16 protein-coding genes, 3 tRNA genes, 2 rRNA genes and 1 riboswitch are annotated in these 20442 nt (G+C 64.0%); of the genes, 6 read left to right on the forward strand and 15 right to left on the reverse strand.

Features of this window, described 5'->3' with window-relative positions:
* Nucleotides 1-41: 41 nt before the first annotated feature.
* The 5 genes from ACNHKD_RS08500 (at nt 42) to ACNHKD_RS08520 (ending at nt 4005) form a co-directional block, all read left to right on the forward strand.
* A tRNA-Ile gene (locus ACNHKD_RS08500) sits at nt 42-118 on the forward strand.
* Nucleotides 119-142: 24 nt separating this feature from the next.
* A tRNA-Ala gene (locus ACNHKD_RS08505) sits at nt 143-218 on the forward strand.
* Between the two features lie 379 nt (nt 219-597).
* A 23S ribosomal RNA gene (locus ACNHKD_RS08510) occupies nt 598-3540 on the forward strand.
* A gap of 153 nt (nt 3541-3693) precedes the next feature.
* Nucleotides 3694-3809: ribosomal RNA gene (rrf, locus tag ACNHKD_RS08515) — 5S ribosomal RNA — on the forward strand.
* A 119-nt stretch (nt 3810-3928) separates the two neighbouring features.
* Nucleotides 3929-4005, forward strand: a tRNA-Met gene (locus ACNHKD_RS08520).
* 272 nt (nt 4006-4277) lie between these two features.
* Here the strand turns inward: ACNHKD_RS08520 and ACNHKD_RS08525 are convergent.
* From ACNHKD_RS08525 to ACNHKD_RS08580, 12 genes are read right to left on the reverse strand one after another with little or no spacing between them, the layout of a single operon-like run.
* On the reverse strand, nt 4278-5582 hold the full coding sequence (locus ACNHKD_RS08525) for a cobyrinate a,c-diamide synthase (RefSeq protein WP_442756622.1): 1305 nt from the start codon (nt 5580-5582) through the stop codon (nt 4278-4280).
* A complete protein-coding gene (gene cobM / locus ACNHKD_RS08530) occupies nt 5579-6343 on the reverse strand; it encodes a precorrin-4 C(11)-methyltransferase (RefSeq protein ID WP_442756623.1) in 765 nt (254 codons plus the stop codon). The genes ACNHKD_RS08525 and cobM overlap by 4 nt, the downstream gene beginning before the upstream one ends.
* On the reverse strand, nt 6340-6729 hold the full coding sequence (locus ACNHKD_RS08535; RefSeq protein WP_442756624.1) for a cobalamin biosynthesis protein: 390 nt from the start codon (nt 6727-6729) through the stop codon (nt 6340-6342). Before ACNHKD_RS08535 ends, cobM begins: the two co-directional genes overlap by 4 nt.
* Nucleotides 6726-7928 carry a precorrin-6y C5,15-methyltransferase (decarboxylating) subunit CbiE gene (gene cbiE / locus ACNHKD_RS08540; protein WP_442756625.1) on the reverse strand — a complete coding sequence of 401 codons (1203 nt, stop codon included), beginning with the start codon at nt 7926-7928 and terminating at the stop codon, nt 6726-6728. The genes ACNHKD_RS08535 and cbiE overlap by 4 nt, the downstream gene beginning before the upstream one ends.
* On the reverse strand, nt 7928-8680 hold the full coding sequence (gene cobJ, locus ACNHKD_RS08545) for a precorrin-3B C(17)-methyltransferase (protein ID WP_442756626.1): 753 nt from the start codon (nt 8678-8680) through the stop codon (nt 7928-7930). Before cobJ ends, cbiE begins: the two co-directional genes overlap by 1 nt.
* Complete coding sequence (locus ACNHKD_RS08550; RefSeq protein WP_442756627.1) at nt 8677-9441, reverse strand: precorrin-2 C(20)-methyltransferase; 765 nt, start codon at nt 9439-9441, stop codon at nt 8677-8679. Before ACNHKD_RS08550 ends, cobJ begins: the two co-directional genes overlap by 4 nt.
* Nucleotides 9438-10070: a precorrin-8X methylmutase gene (locus ACNHKD_RS08555; protein ID WP_442756628.1), complete on the reverse strand. Its 633-nt coding sequence runs from the start codon at nt 10068-10070 to the stop codon at nt 9438-9440. The genes ACNHKD_RS08550 and ACNHKD_RS08555 overlap by 4 nt, the downstream gene beginning before the upstream one ends.
* The gene (locus ACNHKD_RS08560; protein ID WP_442756629.1) at nt 10055-11335 is read right to left on the reverse strand and encodes a precorrin-3B synthase; all 1281 of its coding nucleotides are present in this window, start codon (nt 11333-11335) and stop codon (nt 10055-10057) included. Before ACNHKD_RS08560 ends, ACNHKD_RS08555 begins: the two co-directional genes overlap by 16 nt.
* A complete protein-coding gene (cobN, locus tag ACNHKD_RS08565) occupies nt 11319-14822 on the reverse strand; it encodes a cobaltochelatase subunit CobN (protein WP_442756630.1) in 3504 nt (1167 codons plus the stop codon). The genes ACNHKD_RS08560 and cobN overlap by 17 nt, the downstream gene beginning before the upstream one ends.
* 6 nt (nt 14823-14828) lie before the next feature.
* Entirely contained in the window at nt 14829-15863 is a 1035-nt protein-coding gene (gene cobW / locus ACNHKD_RS08570; RefSeq protein ID WP_442756631.1) for a cobalamin biosynthesis protein CobW, read from the reverse strand.
* Nucleotides 15860-16531 carry a CbtA family protein gene (locus ACNHKD_RS08575; RefSeq protein WP_442756632.1) on the reverse strand — a complete coding sequence of 224 codons (672 nt, stop codon included), beginning with the start codon at nt 16529-16531 and terminating at the stop codon, nt 15860-15862. Before ACNHKD_RS08575 ends, cobW begins: the two co-directional genes overlap by 4 nt.
* 18 nt (nt 16532-16549) lie before the next feature.
* Nucleotides 16550-16729, reverse strand: coding sequence for a CbtB domain-containing protein (locus tag ACNHKD_RS08580; protein WP_442756633.1), 180 nt, complete (start codon nt 16727-16729; stop codon nt 16550-16552).
* 50 nt (nt 16730-16779) lie between these two features.
* Nucleotides 16780-16972, reverse strand: a riboswitch (cobalamin riboswitch).
* A gap of 37 nt (nt 16973-17009) precedes the next feature.
* On the opposite strand from ACNHKD_RS08580, the gene cobO reads away from it, so the two are divergent.
* Entirely contained in the window at nt 17010-17627 is a 618-nt protein-coding gene (cobO, locus tag ACNHKD_RS08585) for a cob(I)yrinic acid a,c-diamide adenosyltransferase (RefSeq protein ID WP_442756634.1), read from the forward strand.
* Nucleotides 17628-17747: 120 nt separating this feature from the next.
* On the opposite strand, the gene ACNHKD_RS08590 is transcribed toward cobO, so the two are convergent.
* From ACNHKD_RS08590 to ACNHKD_RS08600, 3 genes are all read right to left on the reverse strand, one after another.
* Nucleotides 17748-18788, reverse strand: coding sequence for a sterol desaturase family protein (locus tag ACNHKD_RS08590; protein ID WP_442756635.1), 1041 nt, complete (start codon nt 18786-18788; stop codon nt 17748-17750).
* Between the two features lie 138 nt (nt 18789-18926).
* A complete protein-coding gene (locus tag ACNHKD_RS08595; RefSeq protein WP_442756636.1) occupies nt 18927-19838 on the reverse strand; it encodes a DMT family transporter in 912 nt (303 codons plus the stop codon).
* A 263-nt stretch (nt 19839-20101) separates the two neighbouring features.
* Entirely contained in the window at nt 20102-20293 is a 192-nt protein-coding gene (locus ACNHKD_RS08600) for a hypothetical protein (RefSeq protein ID WP_442756637.1), read from the reverse strand.
* Nucleotides 20294-20442: the final 149 nt, after the last annotated feature.

Here is a 20442-nt window from a genome sequence, read left to right on the forward strand (position 1 = left end):
GGCGCGCATCCCGCGAGGGTGTGACGCGTCGGGCAGTTATTGGGCTTGTAGCTCAGTTGGTTAGAGCGCGCGCTTGATAAGCGTGAGGTCGGAAGTTCAAGTCTTCCCAGGCCCACCATTGTTTCGCTCGCTTTTCCAATGTGGGGCCATAGCTCAGTTGGGAGAGCGCGTGCTTTGCAAGCATGAGGTCGTCGGTTCGATCCCGTCTGGCTCCACCAGACGGTCAGATTGCCGGCGATTCGCTTAAGGCTCGAAGGTCCTTGGATAAACCGAATTCGCATTTGCGCCGCAAGGCCTGATGCGTGCTGTCTGTCATCGTGAAGAGGAAACATATCCGATCGTTTATCGAACGGAGGTTTGGTTGTCTGCATTCGTGCGGAGGATCGGGCTTCAAGATCGTTCGAGAAGACGAGCTGCCAGTTGTGAGCATCTGCTTGACCGCGATGTTCTCGGATATGTTCGAAGCAAATGGTCTTTCTATCACGCCCACGCGTCGCGCAAGCGATGCGGCCTCTGCCGAGACCGCATAAGCCCAGAAAGTTGCAAGACTTTTTGGATCGGCTTATGCGCAAGGAGGTGGGCGTTGATAATGAGAGCGATCAAGTGCCTTAAGGGTATTCGGTGGATGCCTTGGCGCTGAGAGGCGATGAAGGACGTGGTACGCTGCGATAAGCCGTGGGGAGGTGCGAACAACCTTTGATCCGCGGATTTCCGAATGGGGAAACCCACCTTCGATCTCTGTTATTCCGAAGAGTTTGATCTGCGCGCACAGCGCAGGATCAACGTCATCGTGTTCCTTGAAGGGGAGCGGCGGGCTTGGCCCCGGCGTCGCGCAAGCGGCGCTAGGAGCGAGTGCGACGCCGAGCCAATGCGAGGGGCGCGCCGCTTGCGGCGCAAAACGCGATGTCTTTGGACTAACAGAGATCATGAGAAGGTATTTATGACTGAATCCATAGGTCATAAAAGCGAACCCGGTGAACTGAAACATCTAAGTAACCGGAGGAAAGGACATCAACGAGACTCCGTTAGTAGTGGCGAGCGAACGCGGACCAGGCCAACGCTTTTGATCTTCCAACTCGAACCGTCTGGAAAGTCGGGCCGTAGCGGGTGACAGCCCCGTAGGGATTTCGAAGATTGAGAGATACGAGTAGGGCGGGACACGTGCAATCCTGTCTGAACATGGGGAGACCACTCTCCAAGCCTAAGTACTCCTCAGCGACCGATAGTGAACAAGTACCGTGAGGGAAAGGTGAAAAGCACCCCGACGAGGGGAGTGAAACAGTCCCTGAAACCGGATACCTACAAACAGTCGGAGCCCAAGGTTCGTCCTGGGTGACGGCGTACCTTTTGTATAATGGGTCAGCGACTTAAAGTAACGAGCAAGCTTAAGCCGGTAGGCGTAGGCGCAGCGAAAGCGAGTCTGAACAGGGCGTTCAGTTCGTTGCTTTAGACCCGAAACCGAGTGATCTAGCCATGAGCAGGTTGAAGGTGCAGTAACATGCACTGGAGGACCGAACCGGTGTCTGTTGAAATAGACTCGGATGACTTGTGGTTAGGGGTGAAAGGCCAACCAAACTCGGAAATAGCTGGTTCTCCGCGAAAGCTATTTAGGTAGCGCCTCGCATGTATTCTCCAGGGGGTAGAGCACTGGATGGGCTAGGGGGTCCCACAGACTTACCAAACCCAACCAAACTCCGAATACCTGGAAGAACTATGCGGGAGACACACGGTGGGTGCTAACGTCCATCGTGGAGAGGGAAACAACCCAGACCAACAGCTAAGGCCCCCAATTCGTGGCTAAGTGGGAAAGGATGTAAGAATCCCAAAACAACCAGGAGGTTGGCTTAGAAGCAGCCATCCTTTAAAGAAAGCGTAACAGCTCACTGGTCTAAATAAGGGTTCTCGCGCCGAAGATGTAACGGGGCTCAAGCCACGAGCCGAAGCTTTGGGTTCGTCGCAAGACGAGCGGTAGCGGAGCGTTCCGTAAGCCGGTGAAGGGACAGGCGTGAGCCGTCCTGGAGGTATCGGAAGTGCGAATGCTGACATGAGTAACGAGAAACACTGTGAAAGACAGTGTCGCCGAAAGTCCAAGGGTTCCTGCGTAAAGTTAATCTTCGCAGGGTTAGCCGGTCCCTAAGGCGAGGCCGAAAGGCGTAGTCGATGGGAATCACGTTAATATTCGTGAGCCAGCGGATGGTGACGCGTGAGGTGAATTGTTCGGACTTACTGGATTGTCCGGGCAGTGAACTTGCGCCAGGAAATAGCCTCCGCATCAGACCGTACCCGAAACCGACACAGGTGGACTGGTAGAGCATACCAAGGCGCTTGAGAGAATGACGTTGAAGGAACTCGGCAATTTACCTCCGTAACTTCGGGATAAGGAGGCCTTCGGTTCGGGCAACCGGATCGGAGGGGCACAGACCAGGGGGTGGCAACTGTTTAACAAAAACACAGGGCTCTGCGAAATCGCAAGATGACGTATAGGGTCTGACGCCTGCCCGGTGCCGGAAGGTTAAGAGGAGAGGTGCAAGCCTTGAATTGAAGCCCCGGTAAACGGCGGCCGTAAATATAACGGTCCTAAGGTAGCGAAATTCCTTGTCGGGTAAGTTCCGACCTGCACGAATGGCGTAATGACTTCCCCGCTGTCTCCAACGTCAGCTCAGTGAAATTGAATTCCCCGTGAAGATGCGGGGTTCCTGCGGTCAGACGGAAAGACCCCGTGCACCTTTACTGTAACTTTGCATTGGCATTCGTGTCGGCATGTGTAGGATAGGTGGTAGGCTTTGAAGCATGGGCGCCAGCTCGTGTGGAGCCACCCTTGAAATACCACCCTTATCGTCATGGATGTCTAACCGGGCGCCGTCATCCGGCGCCGGGACAATGCATGGTAGGCAGTTTGACTGGGGCGGTCGCCTCCCAAAGAGTAACGGAGGCGCGCGATGGTGGGCTCAGAGCGGTCGGAAATCGCTCGTCGAGTGCAATGGCATAAGCCTGCCTGACTGCGAGACAGACAAGTCGAGCAGAGACGAAAGTCGGTCATAGTGATCCGGTGGTCCCTCGTGGAAGGGCCATCGCTCAACGGATAAAAGGTACGCCGGGGATAACAGGCTGATAACCCCCAAGAGTCCATATCGACGGGGTTGTTTGGCACCTCGATGTCGGCTCATCACATCCTGGGGCTGGAGAAGGTCCCAAGGGTTCGGCTGTTCGCCGATTAAAGTGGTACGTGAGCTGGGTTCAGAACGTCGTGAGACAGTTCGGTCCCTATCTGCCGTGGGTGTCGGAGAATTGAGAGGATTTGTCCCTAGTACGAGAGGACCGGGATGAACATACCTCTGGTGGACCTGTTGTGGCGCCAGCCGCAGTGCAGGGTAGCTATGTATGGACGGGATAACCGCTGAATGCATCTAAGCGGGAAACCCACCTCAAAACCAGTTCTCCCTGAAGAGCCGTGGAAGACGACCACGTTGATAGGCCGGGTGTGGAAGTGCGGCGACGCATGGAGCTTACCGGTACTAATCGCTCGATCGGCTTGATCGCTCTCATTTATCAACGCCCATCGCGCAATATGCGCAGTGAACAACGTAGAAAGGCCCATGCGGGCTTCGGCAATCTCGGCAGCAGGCAGTCGGAAATCGACCGCCGAAGCCCGACTGCCGACTGCCCCTCTTGCTTCGAAATGTGTTTCGCCGGCCTGGTGGCCCTCGGCGAAGCGATCAGACCCGATCCCATCCCGAACTCGGCCGTCAAACGCTTCCGCGCCAATGGTACTATGTCTCAAGACCTGGGAGAGTAGGTCGTCGCCAGGCCTGCCAAACACATCAAATCCTCCTCAACGATCGCCTATGCAAATGGCAAGCGAATAGGGAGTCGCGAATGGCGAGTAGACCAAACTATTCGCCAGTCGCAACTCCCTATTCGCTCCTGCCGCGGGGTGGAGCAGCCCGGTAGCTCGTCAGGCTCATAACCTGAAGGTCGTAGGTTCAAATCCTACCCCCGCATCCAGATTTCCTCGCGTTCACGCTTAGCGCCTCGGCCGCAAGCCGAGGCGCTAAGCGTCGTTTGTAAGGTTCTGAGATAAAGAGATAATTATAGCCTTCGGCAATCCATTTACATCTTTTTCCGCCGCCCGGCGATCAACAGGCTTGACACTTGTGCAATGCAGCAATATAACAGTGCGACGCAGCGAGAGTTGTCTCGCTTCGTAGCCCTCCTTGGGCGTTTCCTCCCTTGACTTGGGCCGCTGGCTTTCCGGCGGCCCTTTTTTTGCGCCGTCATCAGCCGATGAGGTGGAAGAACGAGCCGGAAACCAATCGGCGTCTCAAGCCGGCGGGCGAGTCGCGGTCGCTATAGGCGTCACGGGCCTGGGCGAAGGGTTCGCCTGATTCTTTCAGGATTGTCGCGTAATGGAATTCATGGCCGCGAAAGATGCGGCCCTTGAGGCCCAGCGGATGATCGGCGAGAAGTCTTGCGCGCCGATAGCCGAGATGGAGCTTACGGTTCTGGAAGCTGGTTTCGAGATCGAGCAGACCGGCCATTTCGTGCGCCACGCCCTGGGCGTCGATGAGGACCTGGCCGAGCGCCATATACCCTCCGCATTCGCCATGAACCGGACGGGTTTGAGCAAACGCTTTCAGGCCGCTGAGGAAATTCCGCGCATGCGCGAGCCTGCCCGCATGGAGTTCGGGATAACCGCCGGGCAGCCAGACCAGGTCGCATTGTTCAGGCGGGCATTCATCGGCGAGCGGTGAGAAAAAGCTGATTTCGGCGCCCGCCGCCCGCCAGGCGCGAGCGAGGTGAGGATAGAAAAAGGAAAAGGCGTCGTCGCGGGCGACGGCGATCCGCTGCGCTGGCGGCTGACAGATTTCAGCTCGAGGCCGGACGGGCTGCAGGGTTGAACCCGCCACGGCGGCGATGCGCAAAACGTCGACATGCGCCTCGATGAAGTCGGCGAGCCCGTTCAACCTGTTGTCAATATCTGACGTTTCGCCGGCCTGGATTAGACCGAGATGGCGCTCCGGGAGACCGACGCGTTCGTCGCGGGGGAGGCTGCCAAGGACAGGGAGCCCCGCCTCCTGCACGCCTGCCGCGACAAGACGACGATGCCGCTCGCTGCCGATGCGGTTCAAAACGACTCCCGCCACGCTCACGCGCGAATCGTAAGTCGCAAGGCCTCGAATGACCGCCGCCGCGGTTTGGGCCTGTCCCGAGACATCATGCGCCAGCAATATCGGCCAGCCCAGCAGCGCCGCAATATCGGCGCTCGCGCCGACGCCCGCGGCTCCGCCGGGCGCACCGTCGAAAAGCCCCATGGCGCCTTCGGCAACGATGATGTCGGCGCCCTGGCTTGCGGCTGACGCAAGCTCGGCGATCCACCCGGGCGCCATCGCCCAGGAGTCGAGGTTGAGGCTGTCCCGACCGGTCGCGGCGGCGTGGAAGGCGGGGTCGATATAGTCCGGGCCGCATTTGACGGCGCCGACCCGCAGGCCTCGCCGCGTGAGCGCGCGCATCAGGCCGAGCGCCAGCGTCGTCTTGCCCGAGCCCGAGCGCGCCGCGCCGATCAGCAGCCCTGGGGTCGTCACTGGCCGCCTCCCGGGCGGAAGCGGCGGTCATAGCCGGCGTCGTAAAGGGCGCTCTCCCGAAAATCCTCGGCCGCGAGGGAGGGACCGACGACAATCAGCGCGGTGCGCTCCATGGGCGCCTCGGCGGCCTTGGCCGCTATCGTCGCAAGCGATCCCCGAACAATCCGCTCGTCGGGCCAGGAGGCCCGATAAACAAGCGCGACGGGGCAATCGGTTCCGTAGAAAGGTGTCAGCTCCTCCACGACCTGTGCGAGAACGTGAATGGAGAGGTGGATGGCGAGCGTCGCGCCGGATTGAGCAAAGGTTGCGAGCTTCTCGCGTTCGGGCATGGCCGAAGCGCGGCCCGAGGTTCGCGTGAGCACGAGCGATTGCGCGACCTCCGGAAGCGTCAGCTCGCGGCCGAGCGCGCTCGCGGCCGCCGCAAAGGCGGGGACGCCGGGCGTCATGGTATAGGGGATGCCCAGCGCGCGGAGCCGCCGCGTCTGTTCGCCCACAGCGCTCCAGATGGAGAGATCGCCGGAATGCAGCCGCGCGACATCTTCGTCCCGTTCATGCGCGGCCGCCATCTCCGCAACGATGTCGTCGAGCGACAGGGGCGCCGTGTCGACGATCCGGGCGCCCGCCGGGCAATGGGCGAGAACGCCGGCAGGTACGAGCGAGCCGGCGTAAAGGCAAACGGGGCAACGCGCAATGATGTCACGGCCGCGTAAGGTCAGCAGATCCGCGGCCCCGGGCCCGGCGCCGACAAAGTGCACGGTCATTCTTTCTCCTCGGCGCTGACGGCGAGCGCGCAGGCGACGTAAGGCGTCGCGGAGCGCGGGGCCAATAGGCGGCTTCCCGGTCCGGCGCCGACAAGTGCGGCGGCTTCGGCGACGCTGCCGACGCCGAACATGGCTTGCACGCGCGGGGAATGGGTGGGGGCCGCGCCTCTGCGCGCTCTCAGCGCTTCGAGCGGCAGAAGCACGAGTTCGACCCCGAGCTTCCGAGCCGCGTCGCGCAGGCCTTGTTCATCGGCCTTGCTCTCAAGCGTGCAAAGGGTGAGGTGCGATAGGGGCGCGTTGTGCCGCGCAGCGACCTCCCGCACGAGGTCGACGATCGCCTCCGCCGAAACGCCGCGGCGCGCGCCGACGCCGGCCGCGTATCTCATGGCTTCACCGCGCGCCATTGCAGCACCGTCATGCCGGGGTCGAGCGCATGAAACCGGCCGACGGGCCGCGCGCGAGAGACCTGGAAACCGGCGAGATCGCCGCCTTTTTCCTGAAGGGCTTGCACAAGCAGCGCTTGCGTTTCGAGGGTCACGGCGTTGGCGACGATGCGTCCCTGCGCCGGAAGCGCCTTCCAGGCTGCTTCGAGCGTCCCGGCGGTAGCGCCGCCGCCAATGAAAATCGCTTCGGGGCGGGGCAGACCGGCGAGCGCTTGGGGCGCCGCGCCGACCATGATTTCGATATCGGGAACGCCGAGCGCGAGCGCGTTGCGCGCGATGCGGGCCGCGCGTTCGGCGTCACGTTCGAGCGCGACGGCGCGGTTGGCGGGATGGCTCAGCATCCATTCGATCGAAACGGACCCGGACCCGGCGCCGATATCCCATAAGGTTTCTCCCCTGCGGGGCGCGAGCGCCGAGACGGTGACGGCGCGGATTTCGCGCTTGGTGAGCTGCCCGTCATTCTCAAACCACTCATCCGGCAGGCCGGGCGCCAGCGGGATGACGCGTGCGCCGGGTTCGGCGACGACCTCGATCGCGACGGTGTTGAGCGCGGCGACGTCGTTGAGGCTGAAAGCGTCCGCGCGCGCTTCGCGAATAAGTTCGCCTGGACCGCCGAGACGTTCAAGCACGACGAGACGCGACGCGCCCATGTGGTTGGATGCGAGACGCTCCGCGAGCCGCGCGGGCGTGGTTTCGTCCCAGGACAGGGCGATAATGCGGGCACGCGGCTGGAGATAAGGCGCAATGCGCTCGAAGGCGCGGCCATGCAGCGAGACGAGCGCGCAATCCTGCTGGCTCCAGCCAAGCCGCGCCGCTGCAAGCGCAAACGCTGAAGGCGAGGGAATGCAGAATATCTCTTCCCTCGCCACGTGGCGCGATATCAGATCCCCAACTCCGTAGAAGAACGGATCCCCAGAAGCGAGCACCACCGATTGTCGGCCGCGTTGCGACAGGATGCGCGGCAAAGCGTCGGAGAGGGGCGAGGGCCATTGCAGACGCTCGGCCGCGGTCTTTCCGATAAGCGAGAGATGGCGGGCGCCGCCGACGATCAGCGTCGCCTGCGCGATCAGCGCGCGCGCCGCCGGCGAAAGCGATGCGACGCCGTCCTCGCCAATGCCGATGATGGACAGCCATTTCTCCATCACGGCGCCTTTCGGGACGTATAAACCCAATCGCGCGCGTTGGCGCGCGCAATGCGACGTGTGCCGCTCGCGCCGATGACGACGAGGGTCGACATATCGATTTGGGCGGGATCGACGGCTTCGAGCGAGGTGAGGATGATTTCCTCCTTCTCGCGGCCCACCGATTTCGCAAGGCCGACGAATGTTTCTCCCGGAAGGAATCTCCGCAAGAGCGCAAAAGCGTCAGCGATACGCGTCGGCCGCGCGCGTGAGGCGGGATTGTAGAAGGTTATGACGAAATCGCCGCGGGCCGCATGTTCCAGGCGTTTTTCGATCACCTCCCACGACTTGAGATTGTCGGAAAGAGAGATCGCGCAGAAATCGTGGCCCAGCGGCGCGCCGAGACGCGCGGCGGCCGCCTGCATGGCGGAGACGCCGGGAATGATGCGGATATCGAGCTCGCGCCATTCGCGCGGCCCGTTGTCGACGGCTTCGAACACGGCGGCCGCCATGGCGAAGACGCCCGGATCGCCGCCGGAGACGATAGCGACGATGCGGCCCTGCTGCGTTCGCGCCAGCGCTTCGCGCGCGCGGTCGATCTCGACGCGATTGTCGCTGGCGATGCGCGTTTGTCCGTCGCGTTGCGGCACGCGCGCGACATAGGGCTCATAGCCGACGATGTCCTGCGCCTCCGCCAGCGCATGTTGCGCTTCAAGCGTCAGCCAACGCTCGTCCGCCGGGCCAAGGCCGACAATGTATAGCACGCCGTTCACGGGCGGCGCCCCCGCCCGGGCACGAGCGCCATGGAGAAATAAGGCGCGGCGCCGTCGGGCTTCTCGGCCAGGCGCATGATCCTCTCGCCCGTCATGGTGCCGCGCTCGACATAGATCGCCCGCGAGAGGACGCCGGCGCGCGCCATGGCGCGCCGCAATTTCGGGAAGTTGCCGCCAAGCTTCATCACAACGGCGGCGTCCGTCGTCTTGAGCCGCTCGGTCAGCGCATCTTCGTCGAGCGTCGCCGGGAGAACCGTCAGCACGTCGTCGCCCCAGGTCATGGGCTGACGCGCGGCGGCGAAACAGCCGGACATGCCGGCGACGCCCGCGCAGATCTCGACGCGAAAGCGTCCGTCGAGCCGCGTGAACATATGCATGAACGAGCCGTAAAGCAGAGGATCGCCTTCGCAGAGCAGCGCGACGTCACGGCCTTGCGACAGCACGGCGCCGAGACGCTGCGCGCTCTCTTCGTAGAAGCCCGCGAGCGCAGAGACATAGTCCGGCGAGTCAAAGGGGATTTCCGTCGTCACCGGATAAAGCAGCGGCATCTCCTCACAGCCCCGCGCGAGATAGCGTTCGGCGATCATGCGCGCATGGCTGGGCCGTCCAGGCTTGCCGAAATAGGCGACGATCTTCGCTTGGCCGATGAGGCGCGCCGCCTTCACCGTGACAAGCTCGGGGTCTCCCGGACCGAGCCCCACGCCGATCAGCGCGCCGACCGTTGCAGGGCGCGCCCGCGATTTTTCCGCAAGCATGCTCATTCGCTTTCGCTCGCAAGCACGTTGATGGCGGCGGCGGCGATGGCGCTGCCGCCCTTGCGGCCCTTCACAATGGCGTAAGGCACGCGGCCGTCCCCCGCGAGCGCCTCCTTCGATTCCGCCGCGCCGACGAAGCCAACCGGCACGCCAATGACGGCGGCGGGACGCGCCACCCCTTCGTCGAGCATTTCAAGGAGACGGAAAAGCGCTGTCGGCGCGTTGCCGATCGCGACGACGGCGCCTTCGATCCGATTGCGCCACAGCTCCATGGCGGCGGCGCTGCGGGTGTTGCCGAGTTCGGCGGCAAGCGCCGCGACATTGGGCTCGGCCAGCGTGCATATGACGGCGTTATTCGCCGGAAGGCGCGCGCGCGTCACGCCATGCGCAACCATATTGGCGTCGCAAAGAATCGGCGCGCCCCGGCGCAAGGCCGCTTTCGCTTCGGCCACGAAAGCAGGAGAGAATTCGATATCGTCCGCAAGCTCGACCATGCCGCAGGCGTGGATCATGCGCACGGCGACTTTCTCCTGTTCCGGCGTAAATCGCCCAAGCTTCGCCTCCGCGCGGATGATCGCGAAGGAGCGCTCATAGATCGCCGCGCCGTCGCGGATGTAGCTCAAGGCGTCGGACATATCGCTTCCTTTGCGCGCGCACGCAGCGCGTTTTCGACGGCGTTGATATCGAGATCGCGCAAAACCGGTTCGTCATTCGCGCCGCCTTCCTCGATGAGATCGAAGCGGCCGTCATTGGCGATGAGCGTTACCGGCGCGGCGTCCCGTCTCGCGCAGCCTTTCGCGCAGCCGGAGACGTGAAGGCCAACGCCGTCTTTCCCCGCCGTCTTTTGCGCCAGCGGCGCAAGACGCGCAAGAGCCGCGCGCGTTTCGCCGCGCGCCTGCGAACATTCCGGCGCGCCGGGGCAGGCGACGACGGCGAGACGAGCGTCCTCGGGAGAAACGATGAGATCGAAGGCGCGCGCAGCGTCGGCCATGCGCCGCGCCGCTTCACCGCTTTGGGCGGGGATGATGAATAGGCGCCAATGCGTCGGCGCCAGCTCGCCATGGCCGTACGTATCCGAAAACGCGCCCAGCGCCGCGAGTTCGTGAGCGCGCCAACGGCCGAAGGGCGCCGCCACGCCCACGGAGATGACGCCCGTTGCGTTTCTCACCCCGAGCGCGGATCGCGCCGGAATCGCCGTGCGCCACGCATAGGGCCGCATCTCCAGCCCCGCTTCCCGCAAAAGGGCGTCGAGGCCGAGCGCGCCGACGAGGCGCCGCATACGCCGCAGTTCGGAGGGCCGCTCCGCGCGCAGCGCCGCGAAGGCGCGCATGAGTTTGCGGGTCGTCGCCGCAATGTCTTCCGCCGGGACGATGACGCCGCGTTCTGGCGCGCCGGCGACGCAAACGGCCGCGCGCGTCGCGTCGATCGCGTCGATGCGAATATCCGCCTGCACGTCTGCGAGCGCGCCCCCCTCCGCGTCGATCGAAATCAGAAACTTCGGGGGCAGGTCGCGAAGGGCCGGGTCGCTTTCTTTCAAATGCGCGAGCGTCCGGGCGAGCGCATCGACGTCGAAAGAGCCGCGCGCTTTGGCTCCGATGGAGCCGCTCGTGAGAATATCCACGAGCGAATCCTGCGTCGGGAAATAGAGTTCGTGCGCCTGCAGGCGCCGGCGGGCTTTGTCCAGCGTCCTGGCGGACAAGCCCCGGAGCTGCAACTGGGCGCGTTGCGTGAGGTCGACGAGGCCGTTGCCGCAGGTCCCCGCAATCTCGGCGACCGCTCGCAATTGCCCGGAGTTGAGCGCAGACTGTCTGGATCTCGCGCGGATCAGCAGGCCGTCGCCGCTTTCCATGGGACGGTGCGCGCTCGGGCACCAGCCCTTGATCTCAAAGGCCGGCGACATGATCGCCTCCGACGCTTGTCAGAATATCCTGCACGCTGTTGCGCTGCGTTCGCCAGAGATCGCGCCGCCGCGCCTGCGTGAAAACATGCGCGATCGCTTCCAAGGCGCGCGGATTCTCGCGTGCGAGAAAGTTCCGCACTTTGTCGTCGCCGAGCGTCGCCGAGAAGGCGAGATCGAATTGCGCGTCGCTGACGAGGCCGCTCGTCGCCGCGAAGGCGTAGAGATTGTCGATCCCTTCCGCGATTTCGGCGCCGCCGCGATGGCCGTGGCGCATCTGGCCCGCGAGCCAGCGCGGATTGGCGAGGCGCATGCGCAGCGCGCGCGCGATTTCATCGCGCAGGCGCCGCGCGCGCGGGCTTCCGGGACGCGTCGCGTCGAGATGCACGAAGTCGGCGTCGCCGCCGAGCATCTTGTTGGCTGCGGCGAAACCGCCCTCGAAATCCGCGAAGGCGGGGCCGGTGAGAATGTCGACCTCGGCCATGTCCTGCACATGCACATGCGCGTCGGCGCGCGCGACCCGTTCGCTGAACGCCTGCAAAGCGGGCGCGCTTTCGCCCGCGCGGTTGAGGGCATGGCCGCCGGCTTGGAGATAGGCGCGGGCGAGATCGTCTCGCGACGCCCATTCGCCGCGCACGATCCCGTCGCTGACGCCGAGACCGTAGGTTCCCTGCGCGACGCCGAAGATGCGCGTTAATTCGCCCGCTTCCTTAAGCGGATTGAAATCGGCGCGCTCGTCGAGCGACGCCACGGCGCGCAGCGCATCGTCGAAGAGCGCGATGAGGCCGGGAAACATGTCGCGGAAGATGCCCGAGACGTGCAGCGTTACGTCGACGCGCGGAAAATCGAGCTTCGCCTGCGGCAAGATCTCGAAGCCGATAACGCGCGCGCTGGCGGCGTCCCATCGCGGCGCCACGCCGAGCAGCGCCAGCGCCTGCGCGAAATCCTCGCCGCCGGTGCGGATGGTGGCGCTGCCCCAGAGATCGAGCATGACATGGCGCGGATATTCACCATGGGTCTGCGCATGGCGCGTCATGAGCTCATGCGCGGCGCGTCGGCCGATGTCGTAGGCGGTTCGCGTGGGCGCGTGGCGCGGATCGATGCAGAAGAGATTGCGGCCCGTAGGGATCACGTCGGCGCGGCCGCGCGAGGGCGCCCCGGCGGGGCCGGGCTCCACGAAGCGGCCGTTCAACGCGGCGACCAGCGCGCGGCGCTCGCTCTGCGCGCAAGCGTTGCGCACGCCGTCTTCGTTTGCGCGGCCGAAGACGTGCAGCCCGTCGCCAATGCGCATTTCCTTGAGGTCGCACATCCAGGCGTCGAGGCGCGTCAGCGTCTCGGCCATATCGATCTCGCGCGTCACCCCGCATTCGGCTGCGAGGCCGCTACGCTCGGCTTCGTCCAGAATCGCGCCCGCGATCAGCTTCGCGCGGCGCGGGTCGAGCGAGGCGGCGGTTGCGTATTCATCGAGCAGCGTTTCGATATTTGCGGCGGCGTCGAAAAGCTCGGCGTCGACAAGCGGCGGCGTGAGATGGCCGATCGTCACGGCGCTGATGCGCCGCTTGGCCTGCGCGGCTTCGCCCGGATCGTTGACGATAAAGGGGTAGATCAGCGGCGTCGGGCCGAGCGCGATCTCGGGTGCGCAGCTTTCGGAGAGCATCACCGACTTGCCCGGCAGCCATTCCAGCGTGCCATGCGCGCCGAGATGAATCAGCGCGTCGATTTTGCGCGCGCGGCGCAGCCAGAGATAGAAGGCGACATAGGCGTGCCGAGGCGGCCGCTGCATGTCGTGATAGGTCTCGTAACGCTCCGCGCGCGCGCCTCGATCGGGTTGCAGCGCGATGACAAGATTGCCGCTGACGATGCAGGAGAAGCGGAAAGCCTCGCCGATGACGGCGGGGTCGGCGTTTGCGTCACCCCAAGTTTCGTCGAGAGCGTGGACGAAATCAGCGTGAAGTTGGGACAGCCAGCCGCGGTAATCCGCGAGTGGAACCGCTACTATGTGGGTCGACTCTTCGAGTGTGCGCATCACCCTCCCCTTAGGGAGGAGGGTCGAACCGCGAAGCGGTTCGGGGTGGGGTGAAATCCCGAGACTCGGGGCGTCACCCCCTCCCGCGTCGCTTTGCGACGCGACCTCCCCCCTCAAGGGGGAGGTGGAGCGGCCCACGGCGTCGGATACGTCATAACCCGCGCCGCTCAGCGCGTCGACGATCTCTGCGACGCTCGCTTCGGCGTCCAGCCCGATTGCGTAACCGCCACGGCCCCGCCGCGCCGGATAGTCGGAAAGGATGAGCGCCAGACTCTTTTTGGCATTTGGCTTGCGCCGCAGCCGCGCCCAGTTCGCGGCGAGATCGGCGACAAAAGCGATGCGGGACGCCTCCGGCGCATGGCGCGGCTCTTCAAGCTCCGCGGCGCCGCGTTCGGCAATTTCCTTGAAGGAAATGGCGCGGGTGAAGATGCGGCCGTCGACTTCCGGGAGCACGACATTCATCGCGAGGTCGGCGCCGTTTGCGCCGCGCGCGGAGGCCTTCCACGCATCGCGCGTCGCGGTGGCGAGCGCAACCTGCAGCACGGGCGCGTCCGCGCGATCAAGGATCGATCCCAAGTCTCTACGCGCGGAAAAGGCGGTGGCGCTGAGGATGACGTCCGGCGCGAAAGCGTCGAGCGCCTGCGCCATGAAGGCTTCGCTTTCCGGTTCCTTCAGGCTCGCGACATAGAGCGCCTCGACCGTAAACCCGCGCTCGCCCAGCGCATCGGCGAGCGCGACGATCGGCGCGACGTCGTCGGCGAGGTAGAGCGAACGGTAGAAGACGATCGTCGCGCGCGGCCCCCTCCCTGCCCCTCCCCCGCAAGCCGGAGAGGGGACGCTCGCGATCGGCGTTGTTGGCGAAGGCCTCGACTCGCTCCCTTTCTCCTGGAGCGGGGGAGGGTTGGGGAGGGGGCCGCGGCAGGCGGCTTCGAAGCGGCCGGCATTGGCCACGGGCGCGCTTTCGCGCCACTCTGCGGGTCGTCCCGCCAGCGTCGACGCGTAGCGCAGAAACGAACGGATGTTCTCCGGCCCGCCGTCCTGAAAGAAACGCCAGATGCGATTGAGCGTCGCCGCGTCGACAGTCGAGGCTTGCGACAAACGCATATCCTCGACCGTATCGCCGGGGATGATGGCAAGCGGGACGCCATGCGCGCGCGCGAGCGCTTCGAGCTGCTCGACGCCATACGCCCAGTAATCCTTGCCGCCGAGCAGCCGCACGACGACGAGCTTCGCGTGGCGCGCGACGGTGTCGAGATAAAGATCGACGGAGTAGGGGTGCTTCAATTGTGCGAGCGGCGCGCAGCGCAGGGTCGGCGGCGTTTCGTCCCGCGCATGCAGCCGCGCGACGAGGCGAAGCTCCGAGTCCGAGAAGGACAGAAAGACAATGTCGGCCGGAGTCTGGCCGAGATCCGTCGCCGCGCCGGCGTCGTCGAGACTATGAAGATCGCGCGGGAGGAAATGCATGGCGCGTCACGGCTGCGCCAGCTTGGCGGCGATGGCGTCGCGGTCGAGGCCCTTTTCACCGATGACGACGAGGCGGCTCGCGCGTTCTTCGCCCGGCTTCCACGCGCGGTCGAAATGATGCTGGAAACGGGCGCCGACGCCCTGCACGAGGAGCCGCATCGGCTTGCCGGCGACTTCGACGAAGCCCTTCATGCGCAACACGTCATGCGCGCGTGCGACGTCGGCGAGCTTGGCGACGAACGCCGCGGGGTCGTCGGTCGCGGGAAGGCTCAGGACGATACTGTCGAAGTCGTCGTGGTCATGATCGGGCTCCGCGTCGTGATGCGAGGGGCGGTTGGCGAGGTCGTTCTCCGCCGCGGCGGCGAGGCCGAGCAGCACGCGCGGATCGACGCGGCCTTCGCGTGCGCGCACGACCTTCACGCCGCCGCGCGCGCCTTGTGAAAGTTGCGCTGCGACCAAAGCCTCTTCGGCCTCGTCGAGCAGATCCGTCTTGTTGAGGATCACGAGATCGGCGCAGGCGAGCTGATCCTCGAAGACTTCTTCGAGCGGATTGTCGTGGTCGATCGTCTCGGTCTCCGCGCGCTTCTGCGCGACGGCGTCGAGATCGTCGGCGAAGCGGCCTTCCGCAACGGCCTTGCCGTCGATCACCGCGATCACGCCGTCGACCGTGAGCCTGGATCGGATCGCCGGCCAATCGAAGGCCTTCACCAACGGCTTCGGCAGTGCGAGGCCCGAAGTCTCGATGATGATGTGGTCGGGGCGCCTTTCATGCGCGAGCAGCGCTTCGATCGCCGGCGCGAAGTCGTCCGCGACGGTGCAGCAGAGGCAGCCATTGGCGAGTTCGACGATATTCTCGTCGGGGCAGCTCTCCACGCCGCAGGCGCGCAGGATTTCGCCATCCACGCCGACATCGCCGAATTCATTGATGACGAGCGCGAGACGACGGTCGCGCGCACTCTCTAGCACGTGGCGGATAAGCGTCGTCTTGCCGGCGCCGAGGAAACCCGTGACGATGGTCGCCGGAATTTTCGCCGCGCTCATGCCGCCTCCGCCCGGTCGCCGGGAATGAAGTTCCAAATGACCCCTGCAAGGACGCCGGCGAGGATCCAGCTCAGGGCCTGAACTGCAAGCGACGCGGCCGCGAAACGGGCGGCGAGCTCGGCGGGAACGGTGCTCTCGGGCGCGGCGTGCGTCGGCCAGAAGAGATGCGGCGCGACGAGCAGCGCGACGCCGACCGCCTTGGCCGCGACATTGTCGAGCCGCAGGAGCGCGAAGAGACCGGCGCCGGTCGAGGCGGCGGTGGCGAGCCACCAGATCTGCCGGCCCGCGAGATCGGTCTCGGCGGCGCCGGGCAGTTGCGGGGCGAGGCCGAGGCTCGTCGCGAGACCGGTCGCCGCAAAGGCGCAGGCGCCCCACAGCGCCGCGCGCCGGGCGCCGATCGCTTCGCCTGAAAAGAGCATGCAGGCGAGCAGGATCAACGCATAGCCGGTGGAGACCGCAATGGTCGCGAGGCTCGTCGCCGCCGTGCGGCGCAGGCCCTCGAATGCAGGCCCCGCATGTTCAGCGGCCGCTTCATGGGCGCGTTGCGCCGCCTCATAAACCTCGGCGGCGAGGATGAGGGGAGTCGTGGTGAAATGTTGCAGGGCCGCAACGGCGAAGCCTGCAACGACACCGGCGATAAGGCCGGCGGCCAAAAGGCGCGTGATCACGGATCGCGTGAGACGCGGTCAGTGGCAGGGGAAGGAGAGCGCGTGACGAGAGTCATGCGCTGCGTCGTGGACGCTCTCCGAATTGGCGAAGCCCGCGCCATAGACGAGGCCGAGGCCGATCACGAGCGCGACGAAGGCGGCCTTGAGCGTCTCGACCTTGGAAGTCGCGAGCGTGCGGACGGCGGCGGTATTGTTCATTTGCGTCTCCCTGCCGCCCCACCGGCGGCGAAATGTTGCGACAGGCGATCGAAATGATCGCCGGGACGGCAGGTCTCCTGGCTCCCGGGCGCCTCATCCGCGCGGCCTTCCCAGACTTTCGCCCAGTGGCTGATGGCGCGGTCTTTCCCGGTTACAGTTGCGGGGGCAGCCGCGGCTTTGGGGCTTCCCGCACCGCGTTCCCTTTTCGCCTTCTTGCGAAGGACCGTCGCTTACAGTCATATGCGCGCGTTACGTTCACGTCAAACGGCAAGGAACGCCCTTGACAGAAGATCAGGAAAACGACGCCGCCCGCCGCCATCGCGAGAAGATGGAAAAGCGCAAGGCCGTCCAGGACGCCGAGGTCGCGTCGAAGACCATCGCGCGGAAAGGACTGCTGATGGTGCATACCGGGCCCGGGAAGGGCAAGTCCACGGCGGCCTTCGGCCTGGCGCTGCGCGCGCTCGGCCATGGCTGGAAGGTGGGCGTCGTTCAGTTCGGCAAGGGCGCGTGGCGTTCGGGCGAGCGCGACATGCTGGAAAAGCTGGGGGAGGTCAGCTGGCATACGCTCGGCGAGGGCTTTACCTGGGAGACCCAGGACCGCGCCCGCGACGAGGCGGCGGCGCGGCGCGCCTGGGAGAAGGCCTGCGAACTGATGGAGGATCCTGAAATCCGGCTCCTGGTGCTCGACGAGTTGAACATTTCCCTGCGTTACGAACATCTGCCGCTGGAGGAGGTTCTGGCGCGTTTCGCCGCGCGCCGCGACGGCTTGCACGTGGTTGTCACGGGCCGGAACGCCAAGCCGGAGTTGATCGCCGCCGCCGACCTCGTGACCGAAATGGCGCTCGTGAAGCACCATTTCTCGGCGGGCGTAAAAGGCCAGGAGGGCATAGAGTTCTAAATCGCGTGGCGTCAGGCGGAGTCGCCTAAACGCAGGCGACGCGGCCGCTTCCAAAGGTTTGGAGCTCGCTTTACGCGAAAACCGGGTTCCCGCTTTCGCAAGGCGCTCCAGGCGGAGATTTCAGCCGTGGCGCCGCTCGATCCGCTGCGCGGCCGACTCCCACGCGCCGGAAAAGGATTTCCAAAGCAACATGAGCGCACGCCGGAGCTCGGCGGCCGATTTGACGACCGGCGTCAGCAGCATGCCTGCGGAGGAATGCGGATTGACGCCTTCTTCGTCGACGCCATAGGTCAGCCGCGGGTTCTTCTGCGTCGGGATTTCGAGCGTTCCAAATATCCAGTCCCACACGGCGAGGACACTGCCGAGATTGCGGTTGAAATGCCTCGGATCGTTTGAGTGATGGATCTGATGGTGCGCGGGGCTTAGGACGATGCGCCCCCAAAAGCCCGAAAACGGGATCCAGAACTGCGAATGCTGAAGGTGCCCGATCGTCCATAGAAAGCAGAGGAAGAGGATGTTCTTTCCGTCGACGGAGAACATTTCCGTCGGCCGGTTGAACAGCCAGTGCAAAAAGCCGGACGCGCCGCCGATAAAGAAAGCGAGCATATAACCGAAGACGACGTTGTCGATCGGGTGATTTCGAAAATTTGTGAGAGGCGTGAGCACGTCCGCCGTGTGGTGGAGCTTGTGAAGCTCCCACAGGAACGGGACGCGATGCTTGAGATAGTGATCGACGAAATATCCGATTTCATAGGCCAGAAACAGAACGATGGTCGAAATGACCTTTATTTGAAAGTCCGAAAACGGCGCTTCTCCCCTCGAATCAAACGCGCTCCCGAGGATGGAATGAATGCCCGTTGCGACGGCGTTCGAGGAAATGACGAGGCCGCCAATAACCGCCGGCATGAAGATGACGCTCAGGACGAACAGTTTGACGTCCGCATGGACGGACTCGACCGTCGCGAGCTTTCTGGAAAAGACAGCTCTGGAAATCGCCCGCAAATTGGCTCGCCCGCGGCGTCTTACGCGTCGATAGGCTAAAGCGGCGAACCCTAGCGCGAAGGACGACGCCAGCGAATAGACCGAAAAGATCGAACCTGCCGAAAACAGCTCCGACGAAACTTGTCTTACGGAAAAGCGGATCGCGCTGTGCAGGTCCATCGAAGGCGTCTGGTCGGAGGGGAGTCTGGCCCGGAATCCCCCTGCGGGCGGTCCAAAGTCGCGTGAAGGTATTCGGAAGGCGCAACGTTGCCAAGGCGCCTTCCGAGCGGAGCGGCGGCGCGCCTGGTGAACCGCGCCCTAGACCGGCTTGCGCAGATAGCCGCGCAGCTTGACGTTTCGCAGGGCGGGTCCGACTTCGACGGCCACGACGCCAAGCAGAATTAGAACGCAGCCCAGCACGCCCGAGCCCGTCAGCCGTTCGGAGAGCAGCGCCGCGCCCGCTAAAGCGGCGAAAACGCTCTCGAGTGACATGATGAGACCCGCTTCGGCGGGGGGCGTGTATTTTTGGGCGAAGATTTGAAGCGTGAAGGCGATCGCCCCCGAGAAGACGCCGGCGTAGAGGATGGCTGGAAACGCCATGGCCCATCCCTCCCGCGAGAAAGGTTCGAAACTCAGGCCGCAGATCATGCCGAGCGCGGCGGTGACGCCGTATTGCGCAAAGGCAAGAAAGAAAGGCCGGTCCACGCGGCTGAGAAAGATGGGAACCAGACTGATCCCAGCCGCCCATGCGATGTCCGCGATCAGCACCAGGGCGTCGCCGGCGGTCCAACCATGAAATCGCCCCTGTTCCGTGAGGAGCCAGGCCCCCATGACCGATACGACGCTCGCCGCCAGGACGATGAGTCTTGGCCGCGCGCCGGTTATTATCCAGACGATGAAGGGGATGAAGATCACGTAGAGAGCGGTTAGAAATCCGCCATTCGTCGCCGTCGTCGTGACGAGACCGATCTGTTGCAGGGTAGATCCGACAAAGAGACAGAGGCCGACCAGGCCCGCCAAGCCGAGATCCTCCTTCTTCAACCGGGACCCGGTCGGATTATTGTGCTCGTAGAAAGCCAGCGGCGCCAAGGCCACAAACGACAGCAAGAAACGCGCGCCGACAAAACTGACAGGCCCCATGCTGCTATTGGCGTGTTTCTGCGCGATGAAAGCCGTTCCCCAGATGATCGAAACCGCCATGAGCAATAAATCGGCGCGCACCCGGTTCATTTCTATGCTTTTCTTTTAACTCGCCGCTTTTTGCTTTGCATTCGGATATGGGCGTGTCCGCCTTTGCCCAATCGCGTTCTGGCGGCTCGCGCCGGCGTCGGCCTGCGCCGCCGGGTTTTGCGGCAGCCGAAAAAGTGGAAGCCGACGCCCGAACAAGTCGAGAGCGTCGGCTCCAAATCGATCTGCGCCTTTAAGGGGCGGATCGTCCCTTCCAAAAGACAAGACCGGGAGATCACCCCCCGGCAAGTCGTTTGGCAGGGGTATTACTGAATCATGCGAGAAGTCGAGCCGACGCCGGCGCCTTCCATGCCGTTACGGTTGCCCGTGCCGTTCGTGCCCTCGGGGGAGATCCAGTCCGGAACCCACGTAAGAGCGACGACGACGAAGCCGACGAAGGCGGCGACCCAGATCAGCATCTTGCCGATATCGCCGGAGCTGTGAATGTTGACGGCCATGCGTTTTCCCCCTGTTTGTTTTTTACCAGAATTGCTTGCCGCATCGAGGTAACCCTAGCTCGATTCAAAACGCTTGGCAATGTGCCTGTGGAACCTATTTTTAGGTCTTCAAAAACTGAATTTATACCAATAAATTCAGTATGTTGGCC

Origin of the sequence: Methylocystis sp. JAN1 (genome assembly GCF_052186135.1) — a bacterium.
Classification (GTDB): Bacteria; Pseudomonadota; Alphaproteobacteria; order Rhizobiales; family Beijerinckiaceae; genus Methylocystis.

Bases quoted from the DNA above. Each gene is read 5' to 3' on its own strand.
- ACNHKD_RS08590 (WP_442756635.1), bottom strand. From the start codon at position 18,788: ATGGACCTGCACAGCGCGATCCGCTTTTCCGTAAGACAAGTTTCGTCG.
- ACNHKD_RS08595 (WP_442756636.1), bottom strand. From the start codon at position 19,838: ATGAACCGGGTGCGCGCCGATTTATTGCTCATGGCGGTTTCGATCATC.
- cobM (WP_442756623.1), bottom strand. From the start codon at position 6,343: ATGACCGTGCACTTTGTCGGCGCCGGGCCCGGGGCCGCGGATCTGCTG.
- cobW (WP_442756631.1), bottom strand. From the start codon at position 15,863: ATGAGCGCGGCGAAAATTCCGGCGACCATCGTCACGGGTTTCCTCGGC.
- ACNHKD_RS08600 (WP_442756637.1), bottom strand. From the start codon at position 20,293: ATGGCCGTCAACATTCACAGCTCCGGCGATATCGGCAAGATGCTGATC.
- cbiE (WP_442756625.1), bottom strand. From the start codon at position 7,928: ATGGAGAAATGGCTGTCCATCATCGGCATTGGCGAGGACGGCGTCGCA.
- ACNHKD_RS08555 (WP_442756628.1), bottom strand. From the start codon at position 10,070: ATGTCCGACGCCTTGAGCTACATCCGCGACGGCGCGGCGATCTATGAG.
- ACNHKD_RS08560 (WP_442756629.1), bottom strand. From the start codon at position 11,335: ATGTCGCCGGCCTTTGAGATCAAGGGCTGGTGCCCGAGCGCGCACCGT.
- ACNHKD_RS08550 (WP_442756627.1), bottom strand. From the start codon at position 9,441: ATGAGCATGCTTGCGGAAAAATCGCGGGCGCGCCCTGCAACGGTCGGC.
- ACNHKD_RS08580 (WP_442756633.1), bottom strand. From the start codon at position 16,729: ATGAACAATACCGCCGCCGTCCGCACGCTCGCGACTTCCAAGGTCGAG.
- cobN (WP_442756630.1), bottom strand. From the start codon at position 14,822: ATGCATTTCCTCCCGCGCGATCTTCATAGTCTCGACGACGCCGGCGCG.
- ACNHKD_RS08535 (WP_442756624.1), bottom strand. From the start codon at position 6,729: ATGAGATACGCGGCCGGCGTCGGCGCGCGCCGCGGCGTTTCGGCGGAG.